The sequence below is a fragment of the Citrobacter sp. wls717 genome (assembly GCF_005280955.1).
Lineage (GTDB): Bacteria > Pseudomonadota > Gammaproteobacteria > Enterobacterales > Enterobacteriaceae > Citrobacter > Citrobacter werkmanii.
The window spans coordinates 215,197-237,311 of the sequence record NZ_SZWW01000031.1 but is presented as its reverse complement, the minus strand read 5'-3'; the positions used below and the strand labels follow the sequence as shown (position 1 = coordinate 237,311).

Here is a 22,115-nt window from a genome sequence, read left to right as displayed (position 1 = left end):
CTACTCCTTATTTACGGTTGGCCAGCATGGCGGTCAGCTTTTCAGCCCAGGCTTTTGTTTCCGGTAAATCACATACCGGTTGGCTGTAATGACCTCGGTTATCCGGTGCAACCGGTGTCGTGGCATCGATGATGAGCTTGTCGGTAATCCCCGCCGGACTGGAACCGGGATCAAGTTCCAGCACCGACATATTCGGCAGTTGCACCAGATCGCCCGCCGGATTGACCTTCGAGGAGAGCGCCCACATCACCTGCGGCAGGTTGAACGGGTCAACGTCTTCATCAACCATAATCACCATCTTCACGTAACCCAGGCCGTGCGGCGTGGTCATAGCACGCAGTCCCACCGCGCGGGCAAAGCCGCCGTAGCGTTTTTTGGTGGAAATAATCGCCAGCAGTCCGTGGGTGTACATGGCGTTCACCGCCTGCACTTCCGGGAATTCGGCTTTCAATTGTTGATAAAGCGGTACGCAGGTCGCCGGGCCCATCAGGTAGTCGATTTCGGTCCACGGCATACCGAGATAGAGTGATTCAAAAATCGGTTTGCTGCGATAAGAGACTTTATCGATACGCACCACGGTCATATTGCGTCCACCGGAATAGTGGCCGGTAAACTCGCCAAATGGACCTTCGATTTCGCGTTTACGGCTTTTAATGACCCCTTCGAGGATCACTTCAGAGCCCCACGGCACGTCAAAACCGGTAAGCGGCGCGGTAGCGATCGGGTACGGGCTTTCACGCAGCGCTCCCGCCATCTCGTATTCAGACTGATCGTATTTCAGCGGCGTGGCGCCCATCAAAGTGATGATGGGATCATTACCCAGCGTGATGGCAATCGGCAAATCTTCACCGCGCTCTTCCGCTTTATGCAGGTGCAGCGCGATATCATGCATTGGCACCGGTTGCAGACCGAGCTTACGTTTGCCCTTCACTTCCATGCGGTAGATGCCGACGTTCTGTTTGCCGAAGTTGTCCCGATCCAGCGGATCGCGCGACACCACGCAGGCTTTATCCAGGTAGAAACCGCCGTCGCCATCGTTCAGGCGAAACAGCGGCAGAATGTCGAAAAGATTAATGTCTTCGCCGTCGACGGTATTTTCAGCCCATGCCGGGTTCGCACGACGTTCCGGGGCAACCGGAAATTTATCCCAGCGACGGATAAACTCATCAATCTGTTTTTTCACCGGGGTATTTGGTGGCAGACCTAAAGAGATGGCGTGATTCTGCCATGAACCGATGGTGTTCATCGCCACGCGGGCATCGGTAAAACCGCGAATATTGTCAAACCACAGCGCAGGCGCGCCATCACCAATACGCCCGGTCGCGTTGGCCGCCGCCGCCAGATCCGGCTCGGCGTTAACTTCCTCACTGATTTTCAGCAGTTGTCCCTGGTCGTCCAGCGCCTGCAAAAAGCTGCGCAAATCATCAAATGCCATTATTCGTTCTCCTGTGCAAAATTCTGCGCCTGTCGTAATCCCTGCCAACGACGGGCGTTAGGGTGTTCAAGCCCAAACTGGTCGAGCACGCGCGCGACAATGTGCTGGGTGATGTCATCGACCGTTTGCGGATGGTTGTAAAACGCGGGCATTGGCGGGACCATCGCCACGCCCATGCGGGAAAGCGCGAGCATGTTTTCCAGATGGATGGTGCTGAGCGGCATTTCACGCGGCACCAGCACCAGTTTGCGCCCTTCTTTCAGCACCACGTCTGCGGCGCGCCCCACCAGCCCTTCCGCGTAACCTGCGCGAATACCGGCCAGCGTTTTCATGCTGCAGGGGATAATGATCATGCCGTCAGTACGAAACGATCCGGACGAGATGGTCGCGGCCTGGTCCGCGGGGTTGTGGCAATAGTCTGCCAGTGCGGATACATCACGGACGCTGTACGGCGTTTCCAGCTCAATGGTCGTTTTTGCCCATTTCGACAGCACCAGATGGGTTTCCACCCCTGGCATTTCCCGCAGCGCCTGTAGTAGCGACACGCCGAGCGGTGCGCCGGTAGCCCCCGTCATTCCTACGATCAGTCTCATTCAACCCCTCAACTTGTTCGTGTACGAACGTTTTGATTAAAATACTCCCACAATTCATTGTGGGCAAGGCCACCGCGCACGGATAGCTAAAACAGCGATGGTTAAAAAAGGAGGCGTAACCCGCTATGATAGAGACTGACCGATATCCCGGAGCTCTCATGCCGTTACGCAATAAAGCATTTCATCTTTTACGTCAGCTTTTTCAGCAGCATACGGCTCGCTGGCAACATGAGTTACCAGAGCTAACCAAACCGCAGTACGCGGTGATGCGCGCCATTGCCGAACAGCCCGGCATTGAACAGGTCGCCCTGATGGAGGCAGCGGTCTGCACTAAAGCCACACTTGCGGAAATGCTGAGCCGGATGGAAAAGCGTGGGCTGGTCAGGCGGGATCACGACCCTGCGGATAAGCGTCGGCGGTTTGTTTATTTGACTGCGCAAGGAGAAGCATTATTGGCCAGCGCAACCCCGGTAGGAGATCGCGTGGATGATGAGTTTCTGGGCAGACTGAGCGAGGAAGAGCGCAAACAGTTTACTCAACTGGTGCGTAAGATGATGGGATAATCGTTCGGATGGCGGTTTTGGGTGATGTCTTTGTAGGCCCGATAAGCAAAGCGCCATCGGACAATATGTGCCGACCAATAAGCGGTAGCGCTAAAGAAAAAGGCCAGTCTCGATGAGACTGGCCTTTCTTGATGGAACTTGTGCTTACTCGCGGAACAGCGCTTCGATATTCAGCCCCTGAGTCTGCAGAATTTCGCGCAGACGACGCAGGCCTTCAACCTGAATCTGACGAACACGTTCACGCGTGAGACCGATTTCGCGGCCCACATCTTCCAGTGTCGCAGCTTCATACCCCAGCAGACCGAAACGACGTGCCAGCACTTCACGCTGTTTGGCGTTCAGTTCGAACAGCCATTTGACGATGCTCTGTTTCATATCATCGTCTTGCGTGGTGTCTTCCGGGCCGTTTTCTTTTTCATCGGCCAGGATGTCCAGCAACGCTTTTTCGGAATCGCCACCCAGCGGGGTGTCTACCGAGGTAATGCGCTCGTTGAGTCGGAGCATACGGCTGACGTCATCAACCGGTTTATCCAGTTGTTCAGCAATCTCTTCTGCGCTCGGTTCGTGGTCCAGTTTATGCGACAACTCACGCGCGGTACGCAGATAGACGTTCAGCTCTTTTACAATATGAATCGGCAGTCGGATCGTACGGGTTTGGTTCATAATAGCCCGTTCGATCGTCTGACGGATCCACCACGTTGCGTATGTTGAGAAGCGGAACCCGCGTTCCGGGTCAAACTTCTCGACGGCACGGATAAGCCCCAAATTGCCCTCTTCAATCAGGTCCAGCAATGCCAGACCGCGATTGCCATAACGGCGAGCAATTTTCACCACCAGACGCAGGTTACTTTCAATCATGCGGCGGCGAGAGGCGACATCTCCACGCAGTGCGCGACGCGCAAAATAAACTTCTTCTTCGGCTGTTAACAGTGGTGAATAACCAATCTCACCAAGGTAAAGCTGAGTCGCGTCCAACACACGCTGTGTGGCCCCCTGCGATAACAGCTCTTCTTCAGCCAGGTCGTTATCACTGGGTTCCTCTTCACTCAAGGCTTTCTCATCAAAAGCCTCTACTCCGTTCTCATCAAATTCCGCATCTTCATTTAAATCATGAACTTTCAGCGTATTCTGACTCATAAAGGTGGCTCCTACCCGTGATCCCTAACGGAACTAGCAAGTGAAAGCCTGGTTCCGCCGAATTATCGCTGCGGCAAGTAACGCAGCGGGTTTACGGATTTCCCCTTGTAACGAATTTCAAAATGCAAGCGTGTTGAACTGGTTCCGGTACTACCCATGGTAGCTATTTTCTGCCCCGCCTTGATTTCTTGTTGTTCCCGGACCAGCATTGTATCGTTATGGGCGTAGGCGCTCAGGTAATCATCGTTATGTTTGATGATAATAAGATTACCGTAACCACGCAGCGCGTTACCGGCATAAACGACGCGTCCATCTGCGGTCGCGACAATAGCCTGTCCTTTGCTGCCTGCAATGTCGATCCCTTTATTGCCACCTTCGGTAGCCGCAAAGTTTTCGATCACTTTGCCGTCAGTTGGCCAGCGCCAGGTAGAGATTGGCGCGCTGGTCGACGTTGAGCTTGCAGTTGTTTCGGTTGTGCTAACTGCTGGAGCCGTTACTGGCGCTGTGACAACTGTCCCAGCAGGCTTGTTGTTCGGCAACATTTTGTTAGCACTTTGTTCACCTGAATCCTCAGAATACGTAATTGTTGGTTTCGAAGCAACAGCAACGGTGGAATTTTGTGCAGGGTTGGTCACAACTCCTTGCTGTGCTGCATCCGCCTGGGTGATGGCATTCCCACCGGTAATCGGTGTACCCGAGGCGTTACCCACTTGCAGAGTTTGGCCGACATTCAGGCTATACGGGGCCGGAACGTTATTGCGCTGTGCGAGGTCACGGAAATCGTTCCCGGTAATCCAGGCAATATAGAAAAGCGTGTCGCCTTTCTTGACAGTATAGGTGCTGCCGCCCGTGTAGCTACCTTTCGGAATATTCCCATACTTACGGTTGTACACGATACGACCGTTTTCCATCTGTACAGGCTGTTCTGCAACAGGTTGAATTTGCGTTGGTTGCGTAGTCGGAGTCTGCACCGGTTGGATCTGTGGCGTCTGTTGTACTGTCGACGTCGAGCTCATTTTTGGCGGAGGCGTAATCAGCATGCCGGAACTGGTGTTCGTGGATGCACCGCCGTCAACCGAGCTGACCGGCGCTGGTGGATTCGAGGTGTTTGAACAACCTGCCAGCCATAATGAAACCAGTGACAATGCCGCAATACGGCGAATGGTAAATTTGTGGCTTCCCGCGCTCATTTATCCCCCAGGAAAATTTGGTTAAAACCCGTAACGTAATCACCGTGCAAAAGCATCGACACGATACGCTGACTAATTCCAGAATATCCAGGAAAACTCCAGGTATTCAGAGCCAGTGTCTACGCAAGCTCCCCTTTTACTAAGGGAACAAAACGTACGGCCTCCACGGTATCAATAATAAATTCGCCTCCCCGACGACGCACCCGCTTCAGGAACTGGTGCTCATCGCCCACGGGTAAGACGAGAATACCGCCTTCATCCAGCTGCATCATCAGCGCAGTTGGGATCTCCGGCGGTGCTGCCGTTACAATGATAGCGTCAAACGGGGCTCGCGCTTGCCAGCCCTGCCATCCATCACCGTGACGGGTAGAAACATTGTGTAAATCCAGCTGTTTCAGGCGACGACGCGCCTGCCATTGCAGGCCTTTAATACGCTCAACGGAGCATACATGCTGCACCAGATGCGCCAGAATCGCCGTCTGGTAGCCGGAGCCAGTGCCAATTTCCAGCACCCGCGATTGCGGCGTTAGCTCAAGCAGCTCAGTCATGCGTGCAACCATATAAGGCTGCGAAATCGTCTGCCCTTGACCAATCGGCAAGGCAATATTGTCCCAGGCCTTATGTTCAAACGCCTCATCAATGAATTTCTCACGCGGCACGGCGGCGAGTGCATCCAGGACATGCTCATCTCGGATGCCCTGCGCACGTAATTGTTCAAGAAGAGTATGTACGCGTCTGCTTACCATTGCGTGTCGACTCCCACGCTGTCCAACCAGCTCGAAACCACCTCATGCGCGCCGTAGGCGGTTAAATCGACATGCAGCGGCGTGATGGAAACATAGCCTTCATCGACGGCGGCAAAATCGGTATCCGGCCCGGCGTCGCATTTTTCCCCCGGCGGCCCAATCCAGTACAACGTATTTCCGCGCGGATCCTGCTGTGGAATAACCTGATCCGCCGGATGGCGGCTGCCGCAGCGGGTGACGCGGATGCCTTTAATCTGATCCAGCGGTAGATCCGGAACGTTGATATTTAAAATACGCCCGGTGCGCAGCGGTTCACGACTCAGCGCCCGTAAGATACGACAGGTCACTGCCGCAGCAGTATCGTAGTGCTTATGGCCATCAAGCGAGACAGCCAGCGCAGGGAACCCAAGGTGACGACCTTCCATTGCCGCCGCAACGGTACCGGAATAGATGACATCATCCCCGAGATTAGGACCTGCGTTAATACCAGAAACGACAATGTCCGGACGCGGACGCATTAACGCGTTCACGCCCAGATAGACGCAGTCGGTGGGCGTACCCATTTGTACGGCGATATCGCCGTTATCATAGGTAAACGTGCGAAGTGAAGATTCCAGCGTCAGCGAGTTAGACGCGCCACTGCGGTTACGATCCGGGGCAACCACCTGTACGTCAGCAAACTCACGCAGCGCTTTCGCCAGCGTTTGTATACCGGGTGCATGGACCCCATCATCGTTACTCAGCAATATACGCATAATCACCCATTGTGTTAATAAGTTCCCTTACTACACTGGTGGCGAAGCTACCTGCCGGTAGCCAGAAGCGTAACTCAACGGTTACGTCATCCCACCAGTTCCAGCTTAATTGTTGTGGATACAGCAACATAGCGCGTCGCGATGCCTCGACTTTCTCGCGCAATAGCAGAGACTGCAGCACGGTTTCATCCGCAACAGCGCTTTCTTCAAACACCAGCGCGTCGCGCTGAGTTCCCCACTCACCGCTACCCGGTAATGCCGCTGTAATCATCAATTCTTTGTCATCGACGCGACGCTGTAATTCAGTCTGTTCTTCCTGCGTGGCGACAAACCAGCTTCCGCGTCCCGACAATTGTAGCGCATCGCCGTCAACAACTTGATTAAAGTCTGTTTTTTTCAAGCGTTCACTGACGATCTGATTAAACAACGCGCTACGGGCCGCCGACAACCAAAAACTGCGTTTATTGCGATCGCGCACCGGCGCATCGCTTTGCGCCCAGCGCAGCGCCCCTTGCAGGTTGCTGCCGCCGATCCCAAAACGCTGAGCGCCAAAATAGTTCGGTACGCCGCGCTCGCTAATCGCCTGTAATCGCGCTTCAACATCATTTCGCTCGCTCACTTCACGCAACACCAGCGTAAATTCGTTGCCTTTCAGCGCCCCTAAACGCAGCTTACGCTTGTGGCGCGCGTACTCCAGCACTTTACAACCTTCGAGCTCAAATTTGCTTAAATCAGGCATTACATTGCCCGGCACGCGCGCGCACAGCCACTGTTCCGTGACCGCATGCTTATCTTTTTGCCCGGCAAAGCTCACTTCACGGGCGTGAATTTTCAGGAACTTCGCCAGCGCGTCAGCGACAAAACGGGTATTGCAGCCGTTTTTCAGGATGCGCACCAAAATGTGCTCGCCTTCGCCATCCGGTTCGAAGCCTAGATCTTCGACGACGACAAAGTCTTCCGGATTGGCTTTCAGGACGCCATGGCCCAGTGGTTTACCATGAAGATATGTCAGATTCTCAAACGCAGTCATTTCGTTGCCTTAATGAGTAACGCCACCGCTTCACAGGCAATCCCTTCCCCACGCCCGGTGAAACCGAGTTTTTCCGTGGTGGTCGCTTTCACGTTAACATCATCCATATGGCAGCCAAGATCTTCGGCAATAAATACGCGCATTTGCGGAATGTGCGGCAGCATCTTCGGCGCCTGAGCAATAATCGTCACATCCACATTACCAAGCGTATAGCCTTTCGCCTGAATACGCCGCCAGGCTTCACGCAATAATTCGCGGCTATCTGCACCTTTAAAGGCCGGGTCGGTATCCGGGAAGAGTTTACCGATGTCACCCAGCGCCGCCGCGCCCAGCAAGGCATCGGTTAGCGCATGTAACGCCACATCACCATCAGAATGCGCCAGCAGTCCTTTTTCATACGGGATGCGCACGCCGCCAATGATAATTGGGCCAACGCCGCCAAAAGCGTGTACGTCAAAACCGTGTCCGATTCGCATTATGCATTCTCCAAATGGATTGTTCGGGAGAGATAAAACTCCGCCAGCGCCAGGTCTTCCGGGCGGGTGACTTTGATGTTGTCAGCGCGTCCTTCGACCAGTTGCGGATGAAAGCCGCAATATTCCAGCGCCGAAGCTTCGTCCGTAATGGTTGCGCCTTCGTTGAGCGCACGGGTCAGGCAGTCGTGCAACAGCTCGCGAGGGAAAAACTGCGGCGTTAACGCATGCCATAAATCGGTACGATCGACCGTATGGGCAATGTCTGTGCGGCCCGGTTCAGCGCGTTTCATCGTATCGCGTACGGGTGCCGCCAGGATCCCGCCAGTGCGGCTGGTTTCACTGATTGCCAGCAAACGTGCTAAGTCATCCTGATGCAGACACGGACGCGCGGCGTCATGCACCAGCACCCAACGCGCATCTCCTGCGGCTTGCAAACCGGCAAGGACAGAATCGGCACGTTCGTTGCCACCATCCACTACGGTAATTTGCGGATGCGCGGCAAGTGGAAGTTGGGCAAAGCGGCTGTCGCCTGGGCTGATAGCGATGACGACTCGCGTCACCCGGGGATGGGCCAGTAGCGCATCAACCGAGTGTTCAAGAATGGTTTTATTGCCAATTGAGAGGTACTGCTTAGGACACTCTGTTTGCATTCGGCGGCCAAATCCGGCAGCCGGCACCACGGCGCAAACGTCCAATAAAGTGGCTGCCATGTTAGATCCCTGGACGATTTATCGATTGTTTTGCCCTGCAGTCTGGGCGCGTTTAGACGCGTCAGGCACCAGACGATAAAAAGTTTCGCCCGGCTTAGTCATGCTGAGTTCGTTGCGCGCGCGCTCCTCAATGGCCTCTTGTCCGCCATTGAGATCGTCAATTTCAGCAAAGAGCTGATCGTTACGCGCTTTAAGTTTCGCGTTTGTAGCCTGCTGCGCAGCAACATCATCGTTGACGCGACTATAGTCATGTATGCCGTTCTTACCGAACCACAGCGAATACTGTAGCCAGACTAATAAAGCCAGCAACAGCAGCGTAAGTTTACCCATCCTGCCCCCTGAAAAACGGCATTAACATCCCATAACTTCCGTAGACGACTTTACATCAACGGACGGGAATGCCGCGACAACGCGGGCAAATGTACCACATTTGCCCGTTGTTACGTATACCCCGTGTAAGGAGAACATAATCTCATTGTTGGTTACGGTTTGAATTATGACCAGACAGTGAACGACATCGGCGATCGTTTAAAACGCACTTAGCCTAGCCCAAAAGCCAAAAGAATAGCGCGCTAAACATTCCACCCACCACCAGTAGGGTGCTGGTAATGCTCAGCAGCAGCTTTCCTTTTAATAGCGAGTGCAGGGCAATACCCGCCACAATCGCCACGGGCAGCAACGCGAGGAAGAAAGGCCAGGTATAAAGGAAGAAAAACAGTGTGTTAGGGCCATACATCAGACATGGGAACCCCAGCGCCAGCAGCCACGCTACAAAACCGACCACGGCCCCTGGTAGGGACCAGGTGGTTTCGTCGTCGGTAGCGAAGGTCTCTGACTCTGTAATAGTAATGTTATGGCTGTTACGCATATCTAATCCTGTGACCGTGACTGACCGGGCATGTAAGCTCGGGTGTCTCAGGATCTGATAATATCTCCCTGCCTCAGCAGGTCTAATAATTGGGGAACCAAATTTGTTACCAATTGTTCACCATCCAGATGAATCTCTGGCGATTCAGGCGCTTCGTATACCGAATCAATTCCGGTGAAATTGCGCAACTCCCCCGACCTGGCTTTTTTATACAGCCCTTTTGGGTCGCGCGCTTCGCACGTTGCTAATGGCGTATCGACAAAAACCTCAATAAAACGCCCTGCGCCAACGCGCTCGCGGACCATTTTTCGCTCGGCGCGATGCGGAGAGATAAAGGCGGTCAGAACTACCAGACCGGCATCCACCATCAGGTTAGCCACCTCGCCAACCCGACGGATATTCTCCTTACGATCGGCATCGCTAAACCCCAGATCGCTGCACAGGCCGTGACGCACGTTATCGCCATCCAGCAGATAAGTGCTGACGCCCAGCTTGTGCAACGCTTCTTCCAGCGCTCCCGCTACGGTAGATTTACCGGAGCCAGACAGTCCGGTAAACCACAGCACAACACCACGGTGACCGTGGCGTTGCTCCCGCTGTTGCGGTGTAACAGGATGGGCATGCCAGACGACGTTTTCGTCATGCAGCGCCATTATTTGCCTCCCAGCAGATCGCGCGCACCCCAGTGTGGGAAGTGGCGACGCACCAGCGCATTCAGCTCCAGTTCAAACGCGCTGAACTGAGAAGCGGCGGCTTGCTCCTGGATGATAGGCTCACGCACCAGCCCCGCGCCGACGGTGACGTTAGTCAGGCGGTCAATGATAATCAACCCACCCGTAACCGGGTTCTGCTGATAGGTATCCAACACCAGCGGTTCATCAAACGTCAGATTAACCAGACCAATGCCGTTCAGCGGTAACGCGTCGACCTCACGCTGGGTCAGGTTGTTAATATCGACCTGGTACTGCACGGTATCCACGCGCGCGCGGGTCTTCTTGCCGGCAACTTTGATGTCGTAGCTCTGCCCCGGCGACAGCGGCTGTTCCGCCATCCACACCACATCAACGGCAGCGCTTTGTACCGCTGGCAACGCTTCACCTGCATCCAGCAGCAGGTCGCCCCGGCTGATATCAATCTCATCTTTCAGCACAAGGGTGATCGCTTCACCGGCATGCGCTTGCTGTAAATCACCATCAAAGGTAACGATCCGAGCCACGCTCGACTCAACGCCGGACGGTAACACCTTGACGCGTTGCCCTACCTGCACGCGACCGGAGGCCAGCGTTCCGGCATAACCACGAAAATCCAGATTTGGTCGGTTCACATACTGCACCGGGAAACGCATCGGCTGGGTATCGACAATGCGCTGGATCTCAACGGTTTCCAGCACTTCGAGCAGCGTCGGGCCGCTGTACCATGGCATGCTGACGCTTTGCGAAGCCACGTTATCGCCTTCCAGCGCGGAGAGCGGCACAAAACGGATATCCAGGTTGCCCGGCAGTTGTTCAGCAAACGTGAGATAGTCTTCGCGGATGCGGTTAAATGTCTCTTCGCTAAAGCTCACCAGATCCATTTTGTTGATCGCTACCACCAGGTGCTTGATCCCAAGCAGCGTGGAGATAAAGCTGTGACGACGGGTCTGATCGAGCACGCCTTTACGCGCATCGATCAACAGGATCGCCAGGTCGCAGGTCGACGCACCGGTCGCCATGTTGCGGGTGTACTGTTCGTGACCGGGGGTATCCGCAATAATAAATTTTCGCTTCTCGGTGGAGAAATAACGATAAGCCACGTCGATGGTGATGCCCTGCTCGCGCTCGGCCTGCAAGCCGTCAACCAATAGCGCCAGATCGAGTTTTTCGCCTTGGGTGCCGTGGCGTTTACTGTCGTTATGCAGCGATGAGAGCTGATCTTCATAGATCTGCCGGGTATCGTGCAGCAAGCGACCAATCAGGGTACTTTTCCCGTCATCCACGCTACCGCAGGTTAAAAAACGCAGCAGGCTTTTGTGTTGCTGAGCAACCATCCAGGCTTCAACGCCGCCTTCATTAGCAATTTGTTGTGCAAGTGTCGTATTCATGACGGCTCCTTAGAAATACCCCTGACGTTTCTTCAGCTCCATGGAGCCCGCCTGGTCGCGGTCAATCACGCGGCCCTGACGTTCACTGGTGGTTGAGACCAGCATCTCTTCAATAATTTCCGGCAGCGTCTGCGCGTTAGACTCCACCGCGCCGGTCAGCGGCCAGCAGCCAAGCGTGCGGAAACGCACCATGCGCTTTTTAATCACTTCGCCGGGTTGCAGATCGATTCTGTCGTCATCAATCATCATCAACATACCATCGCGCTCCAGCACCGGACGCTCAGCCGCCAGGTACAAAGGTACGATGTCGATATTTTCCAACCAGATGTACTGCCAGATATCCTGTTCGGTCCAGTTAGAGAGCGGGAATACGCGAATGCTTTCGCCTTTGTTAATTTGTCCGTTGTAGTTGTGCCACAGTTCCGGACGCTGATTTTTCGGGTCCCAGCGATGGAAGCGATCGCGGAAGGAGTAAATGCGCTCTTTGGCGCGCGATTTCTCCTCATCACGGCGTGCGCCGCCGAACGCGGCGTCAAAACCGTATTTGTTCAGCGCCTGCTTAAGCCCTTCGGTTTTCATAATATCGGTATGCTTAGCGCTGCCGTGGACAAAGGGGTTGATGCCCATCGCCACCCCTTCCGGGTTTTTATGCACCAGCAGTTCGCAGCCGTAGGCTTTCGCCGTACGGTCACGAAATTCATACATCTCGCTAAATTTCCAACCGGTATCAACGTGCAGCAAGGGGAACGGCAGCGTGCCAGGATAAAACGCTTTGCGCGCCAGATGCAGCATTACGCTGGAATCTTTGCCGATGGAATACATCATCACCGGATTAGAAAACTCGGCGGCCACCTCACGAATGATATGGATGCTTTCCGCTTCCAGTTGCCGCAGGTGGGTAAGTCGTTTTTGATCCATAACCGTTCCTATGTAATGCCGTTATTTTGCTAACGATGCTCAGATAACCTGACTATAGGGAGGGCAAGGAGGCGAATGAAATTACGAATTGGAATGAGTAGTTCCTCAAAGGAATAACGATCTGGAAAAGCAAATATCAAAAAGTGCTTAAGCCACCGGATTTCGGGCATTTAGGAGCAAATGAAATTGTTTTACCGCGATCACGGTTTCATACTAGCGGCTAAAAATTTCTGCTTGGTATTTAAGGACTCACTATGTTTTCCGCATTGCGCCACCTGACTACCGCCCTGGCGCTCGGCGCGTGCTTTATCCTTCCCGCACAGGCAACATCTTCGAAGCCCGGAGATATCGCAAATACCCAGGCACGCTACATCGCCACATTCTTCCCAGGCCGTGTGACGGGTTCTCCGGCAGAAATGTTATCTGCTGATTATATACGTCAGCAATTTCAGCAGATGGGCTATAGCAGTGATATTCGGACGTTTAACAGCCGCTATATTTATACCGCCAAAGATAATCGTAAAAACTGGCATAACGTAACGGGCAGTACCGTCATTGCAGCACATGAAGGCAAAGCGCCACAGCAGATTATTATCATGGCGCACCTCGACACCTACGCTGCGCAAAGCGACGCCGATTCCGATGCCAATCTGGGTGGATTAACCCTACAGGGTATCGACGACAACGCCGCAGGGGTGGGCGTGATGCTGGAGCTGGCTGAACGACTCAAAAATGTGCCGACGCAGTATGGTATTCGCTTTATCGCCACCAGCGGTGAAGAGGAAGGCAAACTCGGCGCAGAGAACATCCTGAAGCGAATGAGCGCCGCCGAGAAGAAAAATACGCTGCTGGTTATCAACCTCGATAACCTGATCGTTGGCGATAAGCTCTATTTCAACAGCGGGAAAAGAACCCCGGAAGCCGTACGAAAACTGACGCGCGACCGGGCGCTGGTCATCGCACGCAGCCGCGGTATTGTCGCCAGCACCAACCCCGGACTGAACAAAGACTATCCGAAAGGTACCGGCTGCTGTAACGACGCAGAGGTGTTCGATAACGCGGGAATTGCCGTCCTTTCCGTTGAAGCGACCAACTGGAACCTGGGCAAGAAAGATGGCTATCAACAACGCGCCAAAAGCCCTTCATTCCCGGATGGCAACAGCTGGCACGATGTGCGTCTGGATAACCAACAGCATATCGATAAAGCGTTACCTGGGCGAATCGAACACCGCAGCCGCGACGTGGTACGCATCATGCTGCCGCTGGTAAAAGAGCTGGCGAAGGCAGGGTAATCCTGAAAAAAAGAGCCCCGGTAATGCATAACGCTTACCGAGGCTCATATTACCCTTCGTGCAGCCCGCACTCGCGCTTCAGCCCGAAGAAGCGCGTCTCTTCTTCCGCCATGCCCGGCTCCCATTTGCGGGTAGTATGCGTATCACCCACCGACAGATAGCCCTGGTCCCACAGCGGGTGATATTTCAGCCCGTGCTTTTGCAGATACTGGTAAACGGTACGGTTATCCCAGTCGATGATCGGCAGCACTTTAAACACGCCGCGCTGAATTGCCAGTACCGGCAAATGCGCCCGGCTGCCTGACTGCTCGCGGCGCAGGCCCGCAAACCAGGTCTGTGCTTTCAGCTCTTTTAGCGCCCGGTTCATCGGCTCGACTTTGTTGATGTCATTGTATTTCTCGATGCCCTCAACGCCCTGCTCCCACAGTTTGCCATAGCGTGCTTCCTGCCAGGCAGCACTCTCCTTCGCCCGATAGACTTGCAGATTCAGCTTGAGTTTGTCCGTTAACTCGTCAACAAACTGGTAGGTTTCCGGGAACAGATAGCCGGTATCGGTCAGAATTACCGGGATATCCGGGCGGATCTGATTCACCAGATGCAGGCTTACTGCGGCCTGAATACCAAAGCTGGAAGAGAGCACGTATTCTCCCGGCAAATTCTCCAGTGCCCACGCCACGCGGCCTTCGGCGTCCAGCTTTTCCAGTTGGCTGTTAGTTTCCGCCAGCGCCATAACGCGTTCAACTTTCGGCAGGTCGTTCAATGCGTGTAGATCAAGTACTGACATGATTACCTCATCTTATGCCTGATGGCGCTACGCTTATCAGGCCTACAAAACCGTCGCGTCACCAGGCAAAGGGAACTTATTCCCAGAAATCACGCGCTGGATCGAGCACCGGGCGAATGATGCCCGCACGCACCGTAAAATCGCCGAAGCCTTCACCCGCTTCACGCTCTTTCGCCCAGCGCCCGACAAGCTCGTCAATGGAATCGAGAATTTCCGCTTCCGTAATGTTTTCGCGATACATGCGCGGAATACGTGTTCCCATGCGGTTGCCGCCCAGATGCACGTTGTAACGCCCCGGGGCTTTGCCCACCAGACCCAGCTCCGCCAGCATCGCGCGGCCGCAGCCGTTCGGGCAGCCGGTCACGCGCATCACGATATGCTCGTCCGGGATGCCGTGTTTTTCCAGAATCGCTTCCACTTTGTCCGTAAACGACGGCAGGAAACGCTCGGCCTCCGCCATCGCCAGCGGACAGGTCGGGAACGACACGCAGGCCATCGAGTTTTCACGCTGCGGTTTCACCGCATTCATCAACCCGTGGTCGCGCGCCAGCTTCTCGATCTTCGCTTTCTGGCTTTCCGGCACGCTGGCAATAATCAGGTTCTGGTTAGCGGTGATGCGGAAATCGCCTTTGTGGATCTTCGCGATCTCCAGTAAACCGGTTTTCAGCGGACGTCCAGGATAATCCAGGATACGACCGTTTTCGATAAACAGCGTCAGGTGCCAGTTGTTGTCGATCCCTTTCACCCAACCGATGCGATCGCCACGACCGGTAAATTCATACGGGCGGATCGGCTCAAACTTGATCCCCGCGCGGCGCTCAACCTCTTCCTTAAAGGTGTCGATACCGACGCGCTCCAGGGTATATTTGGTTTTCGCGTTTTTACGGTCGGTACGGTTACCCCAGTCACGCTGGGTCGTCACCACCGCTTCGGCCACGGCCAGGGTATGCTCCAGCGGCAGGAAGCCGAACTCGCTTGCCGTACGCGCGTAGGTTTTCTTATTACCGTGCTCAATAGACAGACCACCTCCGACCAACAGGTTAAAGCCCACCAGCTTGCCGTTTTCGGCAATCGCCACGAAGTTCATGTCGTTGGCGTGCAGATCGATATCATTCTGCGGCGGGATCACCACCGTGGTTTTAAATTTACGCGGCAGATAGGTTGCGCCGAGGATCGGTTCTTCGTCGGTGGTGGCGACCTTCTCCTGATCGAGCCAGATCTCCGCATAGGCGCGGGTGCGCGGCAGCAGATGTTCAGAGATCTTTTTCGCCCACTCGTAGGCCTCGGCGTGCAGCTCGGACTCATACGGGTTGGAGGTGCACAGCACGTTACGGTTCATGTCGTTGGCGGTCGCCAGCGCGTCCAGCCCGACGGAGTGCAACATCTGATGCACCGGCTTGACGTTCTTCTTCAGAATGCCGTGGAACTGGAAGGTCTGACGGTTGGTCAGACGGATGCTGCCGTAAATCGTGTTGTCAGCGGCGAATTTATCGATGGCCTTCCACTGGGTGGTGGTGATCACCCCGCCCGGCAGACGACAGCGCAGCAACATCGCATGGCGCGGCTCCAGCTTCTGCTCGGCGCGCTCGGCGCGAATGTCGCGGTCATCCTGCTGGTACATGCCGTGGAAACGAATCAGCAGGAAATTATCGCCGTGAAAACCGCCGGTCAGACCGTCATTCAGGTCTTCCGCGATGGTGCCGCGCAGGAAATTACTTTCACGCTTCATGCGCTCGGCGTCAGTCAGTTTGCCTTCGACCACTAAAGGCCCTGGGTATTTTTCGCTCATTAGTAGACATCTCGCTGATAACGGCGCTCAACGCGCAGCTCACTTAAAAATTCATCCGCCGCTTCGATGTCCATTGCACCGAACTCAGCAATCACTTCCAGCAATGCTTTTTCGACATCTGCGGCCATGCGCCTGGCGTCGCCGCAGACATAAATGTGGGCACCGTCATTAATCCAGCGCCACAGCTCCGCGCCCTGTTCGCGCAGTTTGTCTTGTACGTAGATTTTTTCTTTTTGATCGCGGGACCAGGCCAGATCGATACGGTTCAGCACGCCTTCTTTCACGTAGCGCTGCCATTCGACCTGGTAGAGGAAGTCTTCGGTGAAGTGCGGGTTACCGAAGAACAGCCAGTTCTTACCTTCCGCACCGTCGGCGGCGCGCTGCTGCATAAAGGCGCGGAACGGCGCGATACCGGTGCCCGGACCAATCATAATCACCGGGGTCTGCGGGTTCGCCGGCAGGCGGAAGTTGTCGTTGTGCTCAATGAACACGCGCACTTCGCCCTCTTCTTCCACGCGGTCGGCGAGGAAGCTGGAAGCACCACCGGCGCGGGCACGACCTTCGATGTCGTAACGCACGACGCCGACGGTCACGTGCACTTCGCTTTCAACTTCCGCCTGTGAAGAGGCGATAGAGTACAGGCGCGGCGTCAGTGGACGCAGCAGGCCGATTAATGCTTCGGCATCAAGCTGTGCCGGGGAGAAACGCACCATATCGACGATTGGCGTGGCAGCCGCATACTGCTGAAGCTGGGCTTTATCGCCCACCAGCGGCAGCAGCGATTCACTGCGCGTCAGCGTGGCGTAGTTTTCCACGATATTCGCGGTGTTGACCGTCAGCTCAAAATGCCACTCCAGCGCTTCGGCCAGCGGCAGGATTTTTCCTTCCACCGTAACCGGCTCATCCCCTTTCAGCCACAGCAGTTCAACCAGCTCTTTCACCAGTGCCGGATCGTTCTGATACCACACGCCCAGCGCGTCACCCGGCTGATAACGCAGGCCGGAATCACCGAGATCGATTTCGATATGGCGGACGTCTTTTTCCGAGTTACGACCGGTAATTTTCTGATTCACCGACAAGGACGCCGTCAGCGGCGCTTCTTTGGTGTAGGGGCTGGTATGTACTTCATTTACCGCACCGCTCGCTGCAACTTGTACAGACGGTGCTGCAGGCGCACGCGCTTTCAGTACATCAACCAACCGGACACGCCACTGCGCGGCAGCGGCCTGATATTCGACGTCGGCATCGACGCGATCGAGCAGGCGTTCACCGCCCAGCTCAGCCAGCTTGCTGTCGAAATCTTTACCGGCCTGACAGAAAAATTCGTAAGAGGTATCGCCGAGAGCAAACACGGCGAAAGCAGTGTTATCGAGTTTCGGCGCTTTTTTCGATAACAGGAATTTATGTAACGCCACAGCTTCTTCCGCTGGTTCTCCTTCTCCCTGAGTCGATGCCACCACAACCAGCAACTTTTCATTGGCGATTTGTTTGAATTTGTAGTCGCCGGCATTGATCAGAGTGACATTGAGCTTCGCGGCAATCAGATCATCGCGCAGGGCTTCCGCCACACGACGCGCATTGCCGGTTTGCGAGGCGGAGATAAGCGTAATCCCCGGCATTTCGGCAACAGGCGCAGGAGCCGCTGCATTCGCCCCCGGCTGCTGATTCAGCACGCCCCAAAAATAACCAGAAACCCACGCAAGCTGCGCGGGAGTGAAATCGGTCGTGGCCGCCTGAAGGCGAGCCAGTTGCTCCGGGTTTAGCGGTAGCAGAGCGGAAGGTGGGGCCTGTGTCGTCATGCGTTGTCATGTTCCAGTAAGCAAAGCTGTTTTTCGTGCCCAAATGGCACCAAAAAAAGAAATGAAAATACTCTAAATAATTCGAGTTGCATGAAGGCGGCAAGTGAACGAATCCCAGGAGCTTACTGAAGTAAGTGACTGGGATAAGAGAGTGAAGCCAACACACATGCAGCTCGAAGTATGACGAGTATTAGGTTAACGGCGGGCATAGTAACAATTAAAGAAGGGATAGAAATAACAAATAACCAAATGAACTAACCTGTTTTAGTTATAGTTATTAACAGCGAAATCGATTTAATAAGCATTTGATATATAAATAGTTATTGAACATTATCTTTATGAATGGATTGTTCTGATACTCTGCGCCCTTTTAACTAATGATAAAATTTGCTCTTTACGGTACCCTACGGCGGTTTTTCGCATTCTTGAGAGTAAAAAATGTCCACCACCTTGTTTAAAGATTTCACCTTCGAAGCCGCTCACCGCCTGCCGCATGTACCGGAAGGGCATAAGTGTGGTCGCCTGCATGGTCACTCATTTATGGTGCGTCTTGAAATTACCGGTGAAGTCGATCCGCATACCGGTTGGATCATGGATTTCGCAGAGTTAAAGGCGGCGTTTAAGCCGACTTATGACAGACTTGATCACTACTATCTGAACGATATTCCAGGCTTAGAAAACCCAACCAGCGAAGTGCTGGCAAAATGGATTTGGGATCAGGTAAAACCGGTTGTCCCTCTGCTGAGCGCAGTGATGGTAAAAGAGACCTGCACAGCGGGTTGCGTGTATCGCGGCGAGTGATTGTGACTTTGCCGGATGGCGATGCGAAGCCCACCCGGCAAAATTTATCAGGCAATATTCAGGTATTTATGGGTCTGCATCGACAGACGCCAGTTACGCGCGATACAGGTATCAATGCACAGACGCGTCGCGTCTTCTTTCTGGCTGATTGGCTGTAAGGCAATAATTCGCGGCTTATCATCGCTCAACGTTGCCAGCAGTTCATCCAGCGCTTCAATATCGCGAACGCGGCCGACCGGATGTTTGATTTCATTCGCGCGCTCCAGCGCCTGTGACAGCACATCATAACCACCGCGCATATTCACCTTCGGCGATACGGTCACCCAGGTATTCGGCGTACAGCGTACTTCGTGGGTACCGCTGGTTTCAATCTGGCAGCTAAAGCCGTTCTTTTCCAGCAGGTCAGTCAGCGGCATCAGGTCATGAATGCAGGGCTCACCGCCGGTGATCACCACGTGACGGGCGGTATAGCTCTGACGCTGAATAACAGCCAGCAAATCTTCGCTGCTCGCCGCGCCCCACTTATCGCTCTCTTTCGTTTTAGCCAGGATGCTGTACAGGGAGACTTCCCGATCCTCAAGCTTATCCCAGGTGTGTTTGGTATCGCACCAGGCACAGCCAACCGGGCATCCCTGTAAACGAATAAAAATGGCGGGGACGCCGGTAAAGTAACCCTCACCTTGCAGGGTCTGGAACATCTCGTTAATCGGGTACTGCATAGCGTTCTCAATATGGGGATAAACGCTAATTATCGCAGATCCCCGCCAAAGTATCATGCCCCATCGATGCTTTACGAGGCGATCGCCGCGACAAAGCGTGCCGTTATCTGCTGCGGACGCGTGATAGCGCCTCCAACAACCACGGTATGCGCGCCTAATGCCAGGCAACGTGCGGCGCGTTCCGGGGTATCGACGTTACCTTCCGCCACAACCGGTAAGGTGACCGCCGCCAACACCTCACGTAAAAAACCGCAGTCGTTTTCCGCCAGCACATGCCCGGCAGTGTCCGCAGTATAGCCATAGAGTGTAGTGCCTACGCAGTCAAAACCCAGCCGCTCGGCTGTTATCGCCTCATCGACGGTAGCGATATCCGCCATCAGCAGTACGGACGGGTAGCGGGCGCGGATTTGCGTGACCAGCTCTTCCAGCGTTTGCCCACCGGGGCGCGGTCGCGCTGTCGCATCCAGAGCAATAATTTCCGGCTCAACGGTCATCAGCTCATCCACTTCCTGCAGGGTGGCCGTGATAAATACATCGCAGCCCGGATAATCGCGCTTGATAATCCCTATTACCGGCAGGGAGACACTCTCTTTGATCGCGCGAATATCTACCACGCTGTTCGCACGGATACCTGCCGCACCGCCCTGCGCTGCCGCCAGCGCCATACGCGACATAATAAACGGGCTGTGCAGGGGTTCATTTTCCAGCGCCTGGCAGGAGACAATTAATTTACCTTTCAGGGAATCCAGTACAGTTTTCATCACGATAAGATCTCTTCGACTTCATTTTTAATGATGGTGACATGCGGGCCATAAATCACCTGAACACCGTTGCCGCGAATAATTACGCCGCGCGCTCCGGTCGCTTTCAGCGCAGCTTCATCAACCTTGCTGCTCTCTTTCACCGTCACGCGTAAGCGTGTGGCGCAACAGTCCACCTCTTCCAGATTCTCTTTGCCTCCCAGCCCGGCGATGACTGCCGCTGCGCGTTCGCTCTGAGGCAGACCGGACTCCACCTGGGCAGCGCTCTCACGCCCCGGCGTCAGCCAGTTAAAGCGGTTAATCAAATAACGGAAGGTGAAGTAGTAAAGAAAGAACCACGGCACCCCAACCTGGGGGACGTACATCCAGTTGGTTTTCGCTTCCCCCTGTAGCACGCCGAAGAGGAGGAAATCGATAAATCCCCCCGAAAAGGTTTGCCCAATAGTGATATGTAAAATATGCGCCATCATAAACGCCAGACCATCGAAGAAGGCGTGAATGACATATAACACCGGAGCCACAAACAGGAAGGAGAACTCAATAGGCTCAGTGATGCCGGTCAGGAAAGAGGTCAGAGCCGCCGATAGCAACAGTCCGGCGACAAGCTTCCTGTTCTCCGGTTTTGCCGTGTGGTACATCGCCAGGCATGCGCCAAGCAGGCCAAACATCATGGTGATAAAGCGCCCGGACATAAAGCGCGAGGTACCAGCATAAAACTGCTGCGTATTCGGATCGGCAAGTTGAGCAAAGAAAATACGCTGGGTGCCTTCGACCAGTTGACCGTTGACGATTTCGCTCCCGCCCAGCGCCGTTGTCCAGAACGGCAAATAAAAGATATGGTGTAAACCCAGTGGGCCAAGCATACGCAGAATGAAACCGTACAGTAGCGTCCCCAGATAGCCCGTCGCATCCACCAGACCGCCCAGTCCAAAAATGAGCTTCTGGAAATGCGGCCATACCACCGTCATGATCGCCCCCACCACAATCGCGGCAAGCGAGCTGATAATCGGTACAAAACGCGAACCACTGAAAAAGCCAAGAAACTGAGGGAGTGAGACTTTATTGAAACGGCTATGCAGCGCGCAGGTGACCAGACCAATCACGACCCCACCAAACACGCCCGTTTCCAGCGTCTGAATGCCCAGCGTCATTCCCTGGCCCACAGCACCTGGATTCTCGTGCGCCAGCGTTCCGTTGAGCGTTAACAAAGCATTGATGGTGGCATTCATCACCAGAAAAGCCAGCAATGCCGCAAGGCCCGCCGTGCCTTTATCCGTTTTCGCCAGTCCCACGGCAACACCAACCGCAAAAAGCACCGACAGGTTGGCAAACACGATAGAACCCGCACTGGTCATGATCGTGAAGATTGCCTGCAGCCAGTCGACATTCAAGAAAGGGTAGGCCGTCAGCGTATTGGGATTCGACAAAGCCCCACCAATCCCCAACAACAACCCCGCTGCGGGCAATACCGCAATCGGCAGCATGAACGATTTGCCGAACCGCTGCGCTTTTTCAAACCATGCGCCTGACGAAGCGCCGCTAAATATTTGCATCATTTTTTCATCTCCCCGATCATTGATGAAAATTTTTACCATAATTAATTTTAAAAATGAAAATTACCATCAAAAACCAGGACGCCGATCATACTTTTTTAAAATGACTGGCATCT

The 22,115-nt window shown here is 54.4% G+C and carries 23 protein-coding genes; 3 read left to right on the top strand and 20 right to left on the bottom strand.

The features are described from left to right. Nucleotides 1-7 precede the first annotated feature (7 nt). Complete coding sequence (locus tag FDX09_RS15985; protein ID WP_137347497.1) at nucleotides 8-1,435, bottom strand: non-oxidative hydroxyarylic acid decarboxylases subunit C; 1,428 nt, start codon at nucleotides 1,433-1,435, stop codon at nucleotides 8-10. After that, on the bottom strand, nucleotides 1,435-2,028 hold the full coding sequence (locus FDX09_RS15980; RefSeq protein WP_038633137.1) for a non-oxidative hydroxyarylic acid decarboxylases subunit B: 594 nt from the start codon (nucleotides 2,026-2,028) through the stop codon (nucleotides 1,435-1,437). Before FDX09_RS15980 ends, FDX09_RS15985 begins: the two co-directional genes overlap by 1 nt. Nucleotides 2,029-2,186: 158 nt before the next feature. On the opposite strand from FDX09_RS15980, the gene FDX09_RS15975 reads away from it, so the two are divergent. Continuing rightward, nucleotides 2,187-2,591 carry a MarR family transcriptional regulator gene (locus tag FDX09_RS15975; RefSeq protein ID WP_038633140.1) on the top strand — a complete coding sequence of 135 codons (405 nt, stop codon included), beginning with the start codon at nucleotides 2,187-2,189 and terminating at the stop codon, nucleotides 2,589-2,591. A gap of 144 nt (nucleotides 2,592-2,735) precedes the next feature. Here the strand turns inward: FDX09_RS15975 and rpoS are convergent, their stop codons facing one another. From rpoS to cysD, 12 genes are all read right to left on the bottom strand, one after another. Beyond that, nucleotides 2,736-3,728: an RNA polymerase sigma factor RpoS gene (gene rpoS, locus FDX09_RS15970; protein WP_000081498.1), complete on the bottom strand. Its 993-nt coding sequence runs from the start codon at nucleotides 3,726-3,728 to the stop codon at nucleotides 2,736-2,738. A gap of 62 nt (nucleotides 3,729-3,790) precedes the next feature. Continuing rightward, the gene (nlpD, locus tag FDX09_RS15965; protein WP_249360012.1) at nucleotides 3,791-4,873 is read right to left on the bottom strand and encodes a murein hydrolase activator NlpD; all 1,083 of its coding nucleotides are present in this window, start codon (nucleotides 4,871-4,873) and stop codon (nucleotides 3,791-3,793) included. Between the two features lie 164 nt (nucleotides 4,874-5,037). Next, entirely contained in the window at nucleotides 5,038-5,664 is a 627-nt protein-coding gene (gene pcm, locus FDX09_RS15960) for a protein-L-isoaspartate O-methyltransferase (protein WP_038633150.1), read from the bottom strand. Continuing rightward, nucleotides 5,658-6,419, bottom strand: coding sequence for a 5'/3'-nucleotidase SurE (gene surE / locus FDX09_RS15955; RefSeq protein ID WP_038633152.1), 762 nt, complete (start codon nucleotides 6,417-6,419; stop codon nucleotides 5,658-5,660). The genes pcm and surE overlap by 7 nt, the downstream gene beginning before the upstream one ends. Beyond that, complete coding sequence (gene truD / locus FDX09_RS15950) at nucleotides 6,400-7,449, bottom strand: tRNA pseudouridine(13) synthase TruD (protein WP_038633155.1); 1,050 nt, start codon at nucleotides 7,447-7,449, stop codon at nucleotides 6,400-6,402. Before truD ends, surE begins: the two co-directional genes overlap by 20 nt. Further along, complete coding sequence (gene ispF / locus FDX09_RS15945) at nucleotides 7,446-7,925, bottom strand: 2-C-methyl-D-erythritol 2,4-cyclodiphosphate synthase (protein ID WP_003034167.1); 480 nt, start codon at nucleotides 7,923-7,925, stop codon at nucleotides 7,446-7,448. The genes truD and ispF overlap by 4 nt, the downstream gene beginning before the upstream one ends. Continuing rightward, nucleotides 7,925-8,635 (bottom strand): 2-C-methyl-D-erythritol 4-phosphate cytidylyltransferase, encoded by a 711-nt coding sequence (ispD, locus tag FDX09_RS15940; protein WP_038633159.1) that lies wholly within the window; start codon nucleotides 8,633-8,635, stop codon nucleotides 7,925-7,927. The genes ispF and ispD overlap by 1 nt, the downstream gene beginning before the upstream one ends. Nucleotides 8,636-8,653: 18 nt before the next feature. Next, complete coding sequence (gene ftsB, locus FDX09_RS15935) at nucleotides 8,654-8,965, bottom strand: cell division protein FtsB (protein WP_003034163.1); 312 nt, start codon at nucleotides 8,963-8,965, stop codon at nucleotides 8,654-8,656. A 214-nt stretch (nucleotides 8,966-9,179) separates the two neighbouring features. Further along, nucleotides 9,180-9,503 (bottom strand): DUF3561 family protein, encoded by a 324-nt coding sequence (locus FDX09_RS15930; RefSeq protein WP_038633162.1) that lies wholly within the window; start codon nucleotides 9,501-9,503, stop codon nucleotides 9,180-9,182. 47 nt (nucleotides 9,504-9,550) lie between these two features. Continuing rightward, nucleotides 9,551-10,156 (bottom strand): adenylyl-sulfate kinase, encoded by a 606-nt coding sequence (gene cysC / locus FDX09_RS15925; protein WP_069324554.1) that lies wholly within the window; start codon nucleotides 10,154-10,156, stop codon nucleotides 9,551-9,553. Beyond that, nucleotides 10,156-11,583 carry a sulfate adenylyltransferase subunit CysN gene (gene cysN / locus FDX09_RS15920; RefSeq protein ID WP_137347495.1) on the bottom strand — a complete coding sequence of 476 codons (1,428 nt, stop codon included), beginning with the start codon at nucleotides 11,581-11,583 and terminating at the stop codon, nucleotides 10,156-10,158. Before cysN ends, cysC begins: the two co-directional genes overlap by 1 nt. 9 nt (nucleotides 11,584-11,592) lie before the next feature. After that, on the bottom strand, nucleotides 11,593-12,501 hold the full coding sequence (cysD, locus tag FDX09_RS15915) for a sulfate adenylyltransferase subunit CysD (protein WP_003034152.1): 909 nt from the start codon (nucleotides 12,499-12,501) through the stop codon (nucleotides 11,593-11,595). Between the two features lie 254 nt (nucleotides 12,502-12,755). On the opposite strand from cysD, the gene FDX09_RS15910 reads away from it, so the two are divergent. Then, nucleotides 12,756-13,793, top strand: a complete 1,038-nt coding sequence (locus FDX09_RS15910) for an aminopeptidase (protein WP_038633171.1) — start codon at nucleotides 12,756-12,758, stop codon at nucleotides 13,791-13,793. Nucleotides 13,794-13,842: 49 nt separating this feature from the next. Here the strand turns inward: FDX09_RS15910 and cysH are convergent, their stop codons facing one another. The 3 genes from cysH to cysJ all read right to left on the bottom strand — a co-directional run bounded on the left by cysH (nucleotide 13,843) and on the right by cysJ (nucleotide 18,165). Then, nucleotides 13,843-14,577: a phosphoadenosine phosphosulfate reductase gene (gene cysH / locus FDX09_RS15905; RefSeq protein ID WP_137347494.1), complete on the bottom strand. Its 735-nt coding sequence runs from the start codon at nucleotides 14,575-14,577 to the stop codon at nucleotides 13,843-13,845. Nucleotides 14,578-14,653: 76 nt separating this feature from the next. After that, nucleotides 14,654-16,366 carry an assimilatory sulfite reductase (NADPH) hemoprotein subunit gene (cysI, locus tag FDX09_RS15900; RefSeq protein ID WP_069324551.1) on the bottom strand — a complete coding sequence of 571 codons (1,713 nt, stop codon included), beginning with the start codon at nucleotides 16,364-16,366 and terminating at the stop codon, nucleotides 14,654-14,656. Then, on the bottom strand, nucleotides 16,366-18,165 hold the full coding sequence (gene cysJ, locus FDX09_RS15895; protein ID WP_137347493.1) for an NADPH-dependent assimilatory sulfite reductase flavoprotein subunit: 1,800 nt from the start codon (nucleotides 18,163-18,165) through the stop codon (nucleotides 16,366-16,368). Before cysJ ends, cysI begins: the two co-directional genes overlap by 1 nt. Before the next feature lie 438 nt (nucleotides 18,166-18,603). Here cysJ and queD point away from each other — a divergent pair, with 438 nt between their 5' ends. Further along, nucleotides 18,604-18,966 carry a 6-carboxytetrahydropterin synthase QueD gene (gene queD / locus FDX09_RS15890; RefSeq protein WP_006687049.1) on the top strand — a complete coding sequence of 121 codons (363 nt, stop codon included), beginning with the start codon at nucleotides 18,604-18,606 and terminating at the stop codon, nucleotides 18,964-18,966. A gap of 47 nt (nucleotides 18,967-19,013) precedes the next feature. Here the strand turns inward: queD and queE are convergent, their stop codons facing one another. The 3 genes from queE to FDX09_RS15875 all read right to left on the bottom strand — a co-directional run bounded on the left by queE (nucleotide 19,014) and on the right by FDX09_RS15875 (nucleotide 22,002). Next, nucleotides 19,014-19,685, bottom strand: coding sequence for a 7-carboxy-7-deazaguanine synthase QueE (queE, locus tag FDX09_RS15885; protein ID WP_038633185.1), 672 nt, complete (start codon nucleotides 19,683-19,685; stop codon nucleotides 19,014-19,016). Nucleotides 19,686-19,756: 71 nt separating this feature from the next. Beyond that, on the bottom strand, nucleotides 19,757-20,446 hold the full coding sequence (locus FDX09_RS15880; RefSeq protein ID WP_137347587.1) for an N-acetylmannosamine-6-phosphate 2-epimerase: 690 nt from the start codon (nucleotides 20,444-20,446) through the stop codon (nucleotides 19,757-19,759). After that, entirely contained in the window at nucleotides 20,446-22,002 is a 1,557-nt protein-coding gene (locus FDX09_RS15875) for a maltose/glucose-specific PTS transporter subunit IIC (protein WP_137347492.1), read from the bottom strand. The genes FDX09_RS15880 and FDX09_RS15875 overlap by 1 nt, the downstream gene beginning before the upstream one ends. Nucleotides 22,003-22,115 lie beyond the last annotated feature (113 nt).

What these genes read in the sequence shown, in the direction of transcription:
- FDX09_RS15985 (WP_137347497.1), bottom strand. Translation starts at nt 1,435, where the DNA reads ATGGCATTTGATGATTTGCGCAGCTTTTTGCAGGCGCTGGACGACCAG.
- FDX09_RS15980 (WP_038633137.1), bottom strand. Translation starts at nt 2,028, where the DNA reads ATGAGACTGATCGTAGGAATGACGGGGGCTACCGGCGCACCGCTCGGC.
- FDX09_RS15975 (WP_038633140.1), top strand. Translation starts at nt 2,187, where the DNA reads ATGCCGTTACGCAATAAAGCATTTCATCTTTTACGTCAGCTTTTTCAG.
- rpoS (WP_000081498.1), bottom strand. Translation starts at nt 3,728, where the DNA reads ATGAGTCAGAATACGCTGAAAGTTCATGATTTAAATGAAGATGCGGAA.
- pcm (WP_038633150.1), bottom strand. Translation starts at nt 5,664, where the DNA reads ATGGTAAGCAGACGCGTACATACTCTTCTTGAACAATTACGTGCGCAG.
- surE (WP_038633152.1), bottom strand. Translation starts at nt 6,419, where the DNA reads ATGCGTATATTGCTGAGTAACGATGATGGGGTCCATGCACCCGGTATA.
- truD (WP_038633155.1), bottom strand. Translation starts at nt 7,449, where the DNA reads ATGACTGCGTTTGAGAATCTGACATATCTTCATGGTAAACCACTGGGC.
- ispF (WP_003034167.1), bottom strand. Translation starts at nt 7,925, where the DNA reads ATGCGAATCGGACACGGTTTTGACGTACACGCTTTTGGCGGCGTTGGC.
- ispD (WP_038633159.1), bottom strand. Translation starts at nt 8,635, where the DNA reads ATGGCAGCCACTTTATTGGACGTTTGCGCCGTGGTGCCGGCTGCCGGA.
- ftsB (WP_003034163.1), bottom strand. Translation starts at nt 8,965, where the DNA reads ATGGGTAAACTTACGCTGCTGTTGCTGGCTTTATTAGTCTGGCTACAG.
- FDX09_RS15930 (WP_038633162.1), bottom strand. Translation starts at nt 9,503, where the DNA reads ATGCGTAACAGCCATAACATTACTATTACAGAGTCAGAGACCTTCGCT.
- cysC (WP_069324554.1), bottom strand. Translation starts at nt 10,156, where the DNA reads ATGGCGCTGCATGACGAAAACGTCGTCTGGCATGCCCATCCTGTTACA.
- cysN (WP_137347495.1), bottom strand. Translation starts at nt 11,583, where the DNA reads ATGAATACGACACTTGCACAACAAATTGCTAATGAAGGCGGCGTTGAA.
- cysD (WP_003034152.1), bottom strand. Translation starts at nt 12,501, where the DNA reads ATGGATCAAAAACGACTTACCCACCTGCGGCAACTGGAAGCGGAAAGC.
- FDX09_RS15910 (WP_038633171.1), top strand. Translation starts at nt 12,756, where the DNA reads ATGTTTTCCGCATTGCGCCACCTGACTACCGCCCTGGCGCTCGGCGCG.
- cysH (WP_137347494.1), bottom strand. Translation starts at nt 14,577, where the DNA reads ATGTCAGTACTTGATCTACACGCATTGAACGACCTGCCGAAAGTTGAA.
- cysI (WP_069324551.1), bottom strand. Translation starts at nt 16,366, where the DNA reads ATGAGCGAAAAATACCCAGGGCCTTTAGTGGTCGAAGGCAAACTGACT.
- cysJ (WP_137347493.1), bottom strand. Translation starts at nt 18,165, where the DNA reads ATGACGACACAGGCCCCACCTTCCGCTCTGCTACCGCTAAACCCGGAG.
- queD (WP_006687049.1), top strand. Translation starts at nt 18,604, where the DNA reads ATGTCCACCACCTTGTTTAAAGATTTCACCTTCGAAGCCGCTCACCGC.
- queE (WP_038633185.1), bottom strand. Translation starts at nt 19,685, where the DNA reads ATGCAGTACCCGATTAACGAGATGTTCCAGACCCTGCAAGGTGAGGGT.
- FDX09_RS15880 (WP_137347587.1), bottom strand. Translation starts at nt 20,446, where the DNA reads ATGAAAACTGTACTGGATTCCCTGAAAGGTAAATTAATTGTCTCCTGC.
- FDX09_RS15875 (WP_137347492.1), bottom strand. Translation starts at nt 22,002, where the DNA reads ATGATGCAAATATTTAGCGGCGCTTCGTCAGGCGCATGGTTTGAAAAA.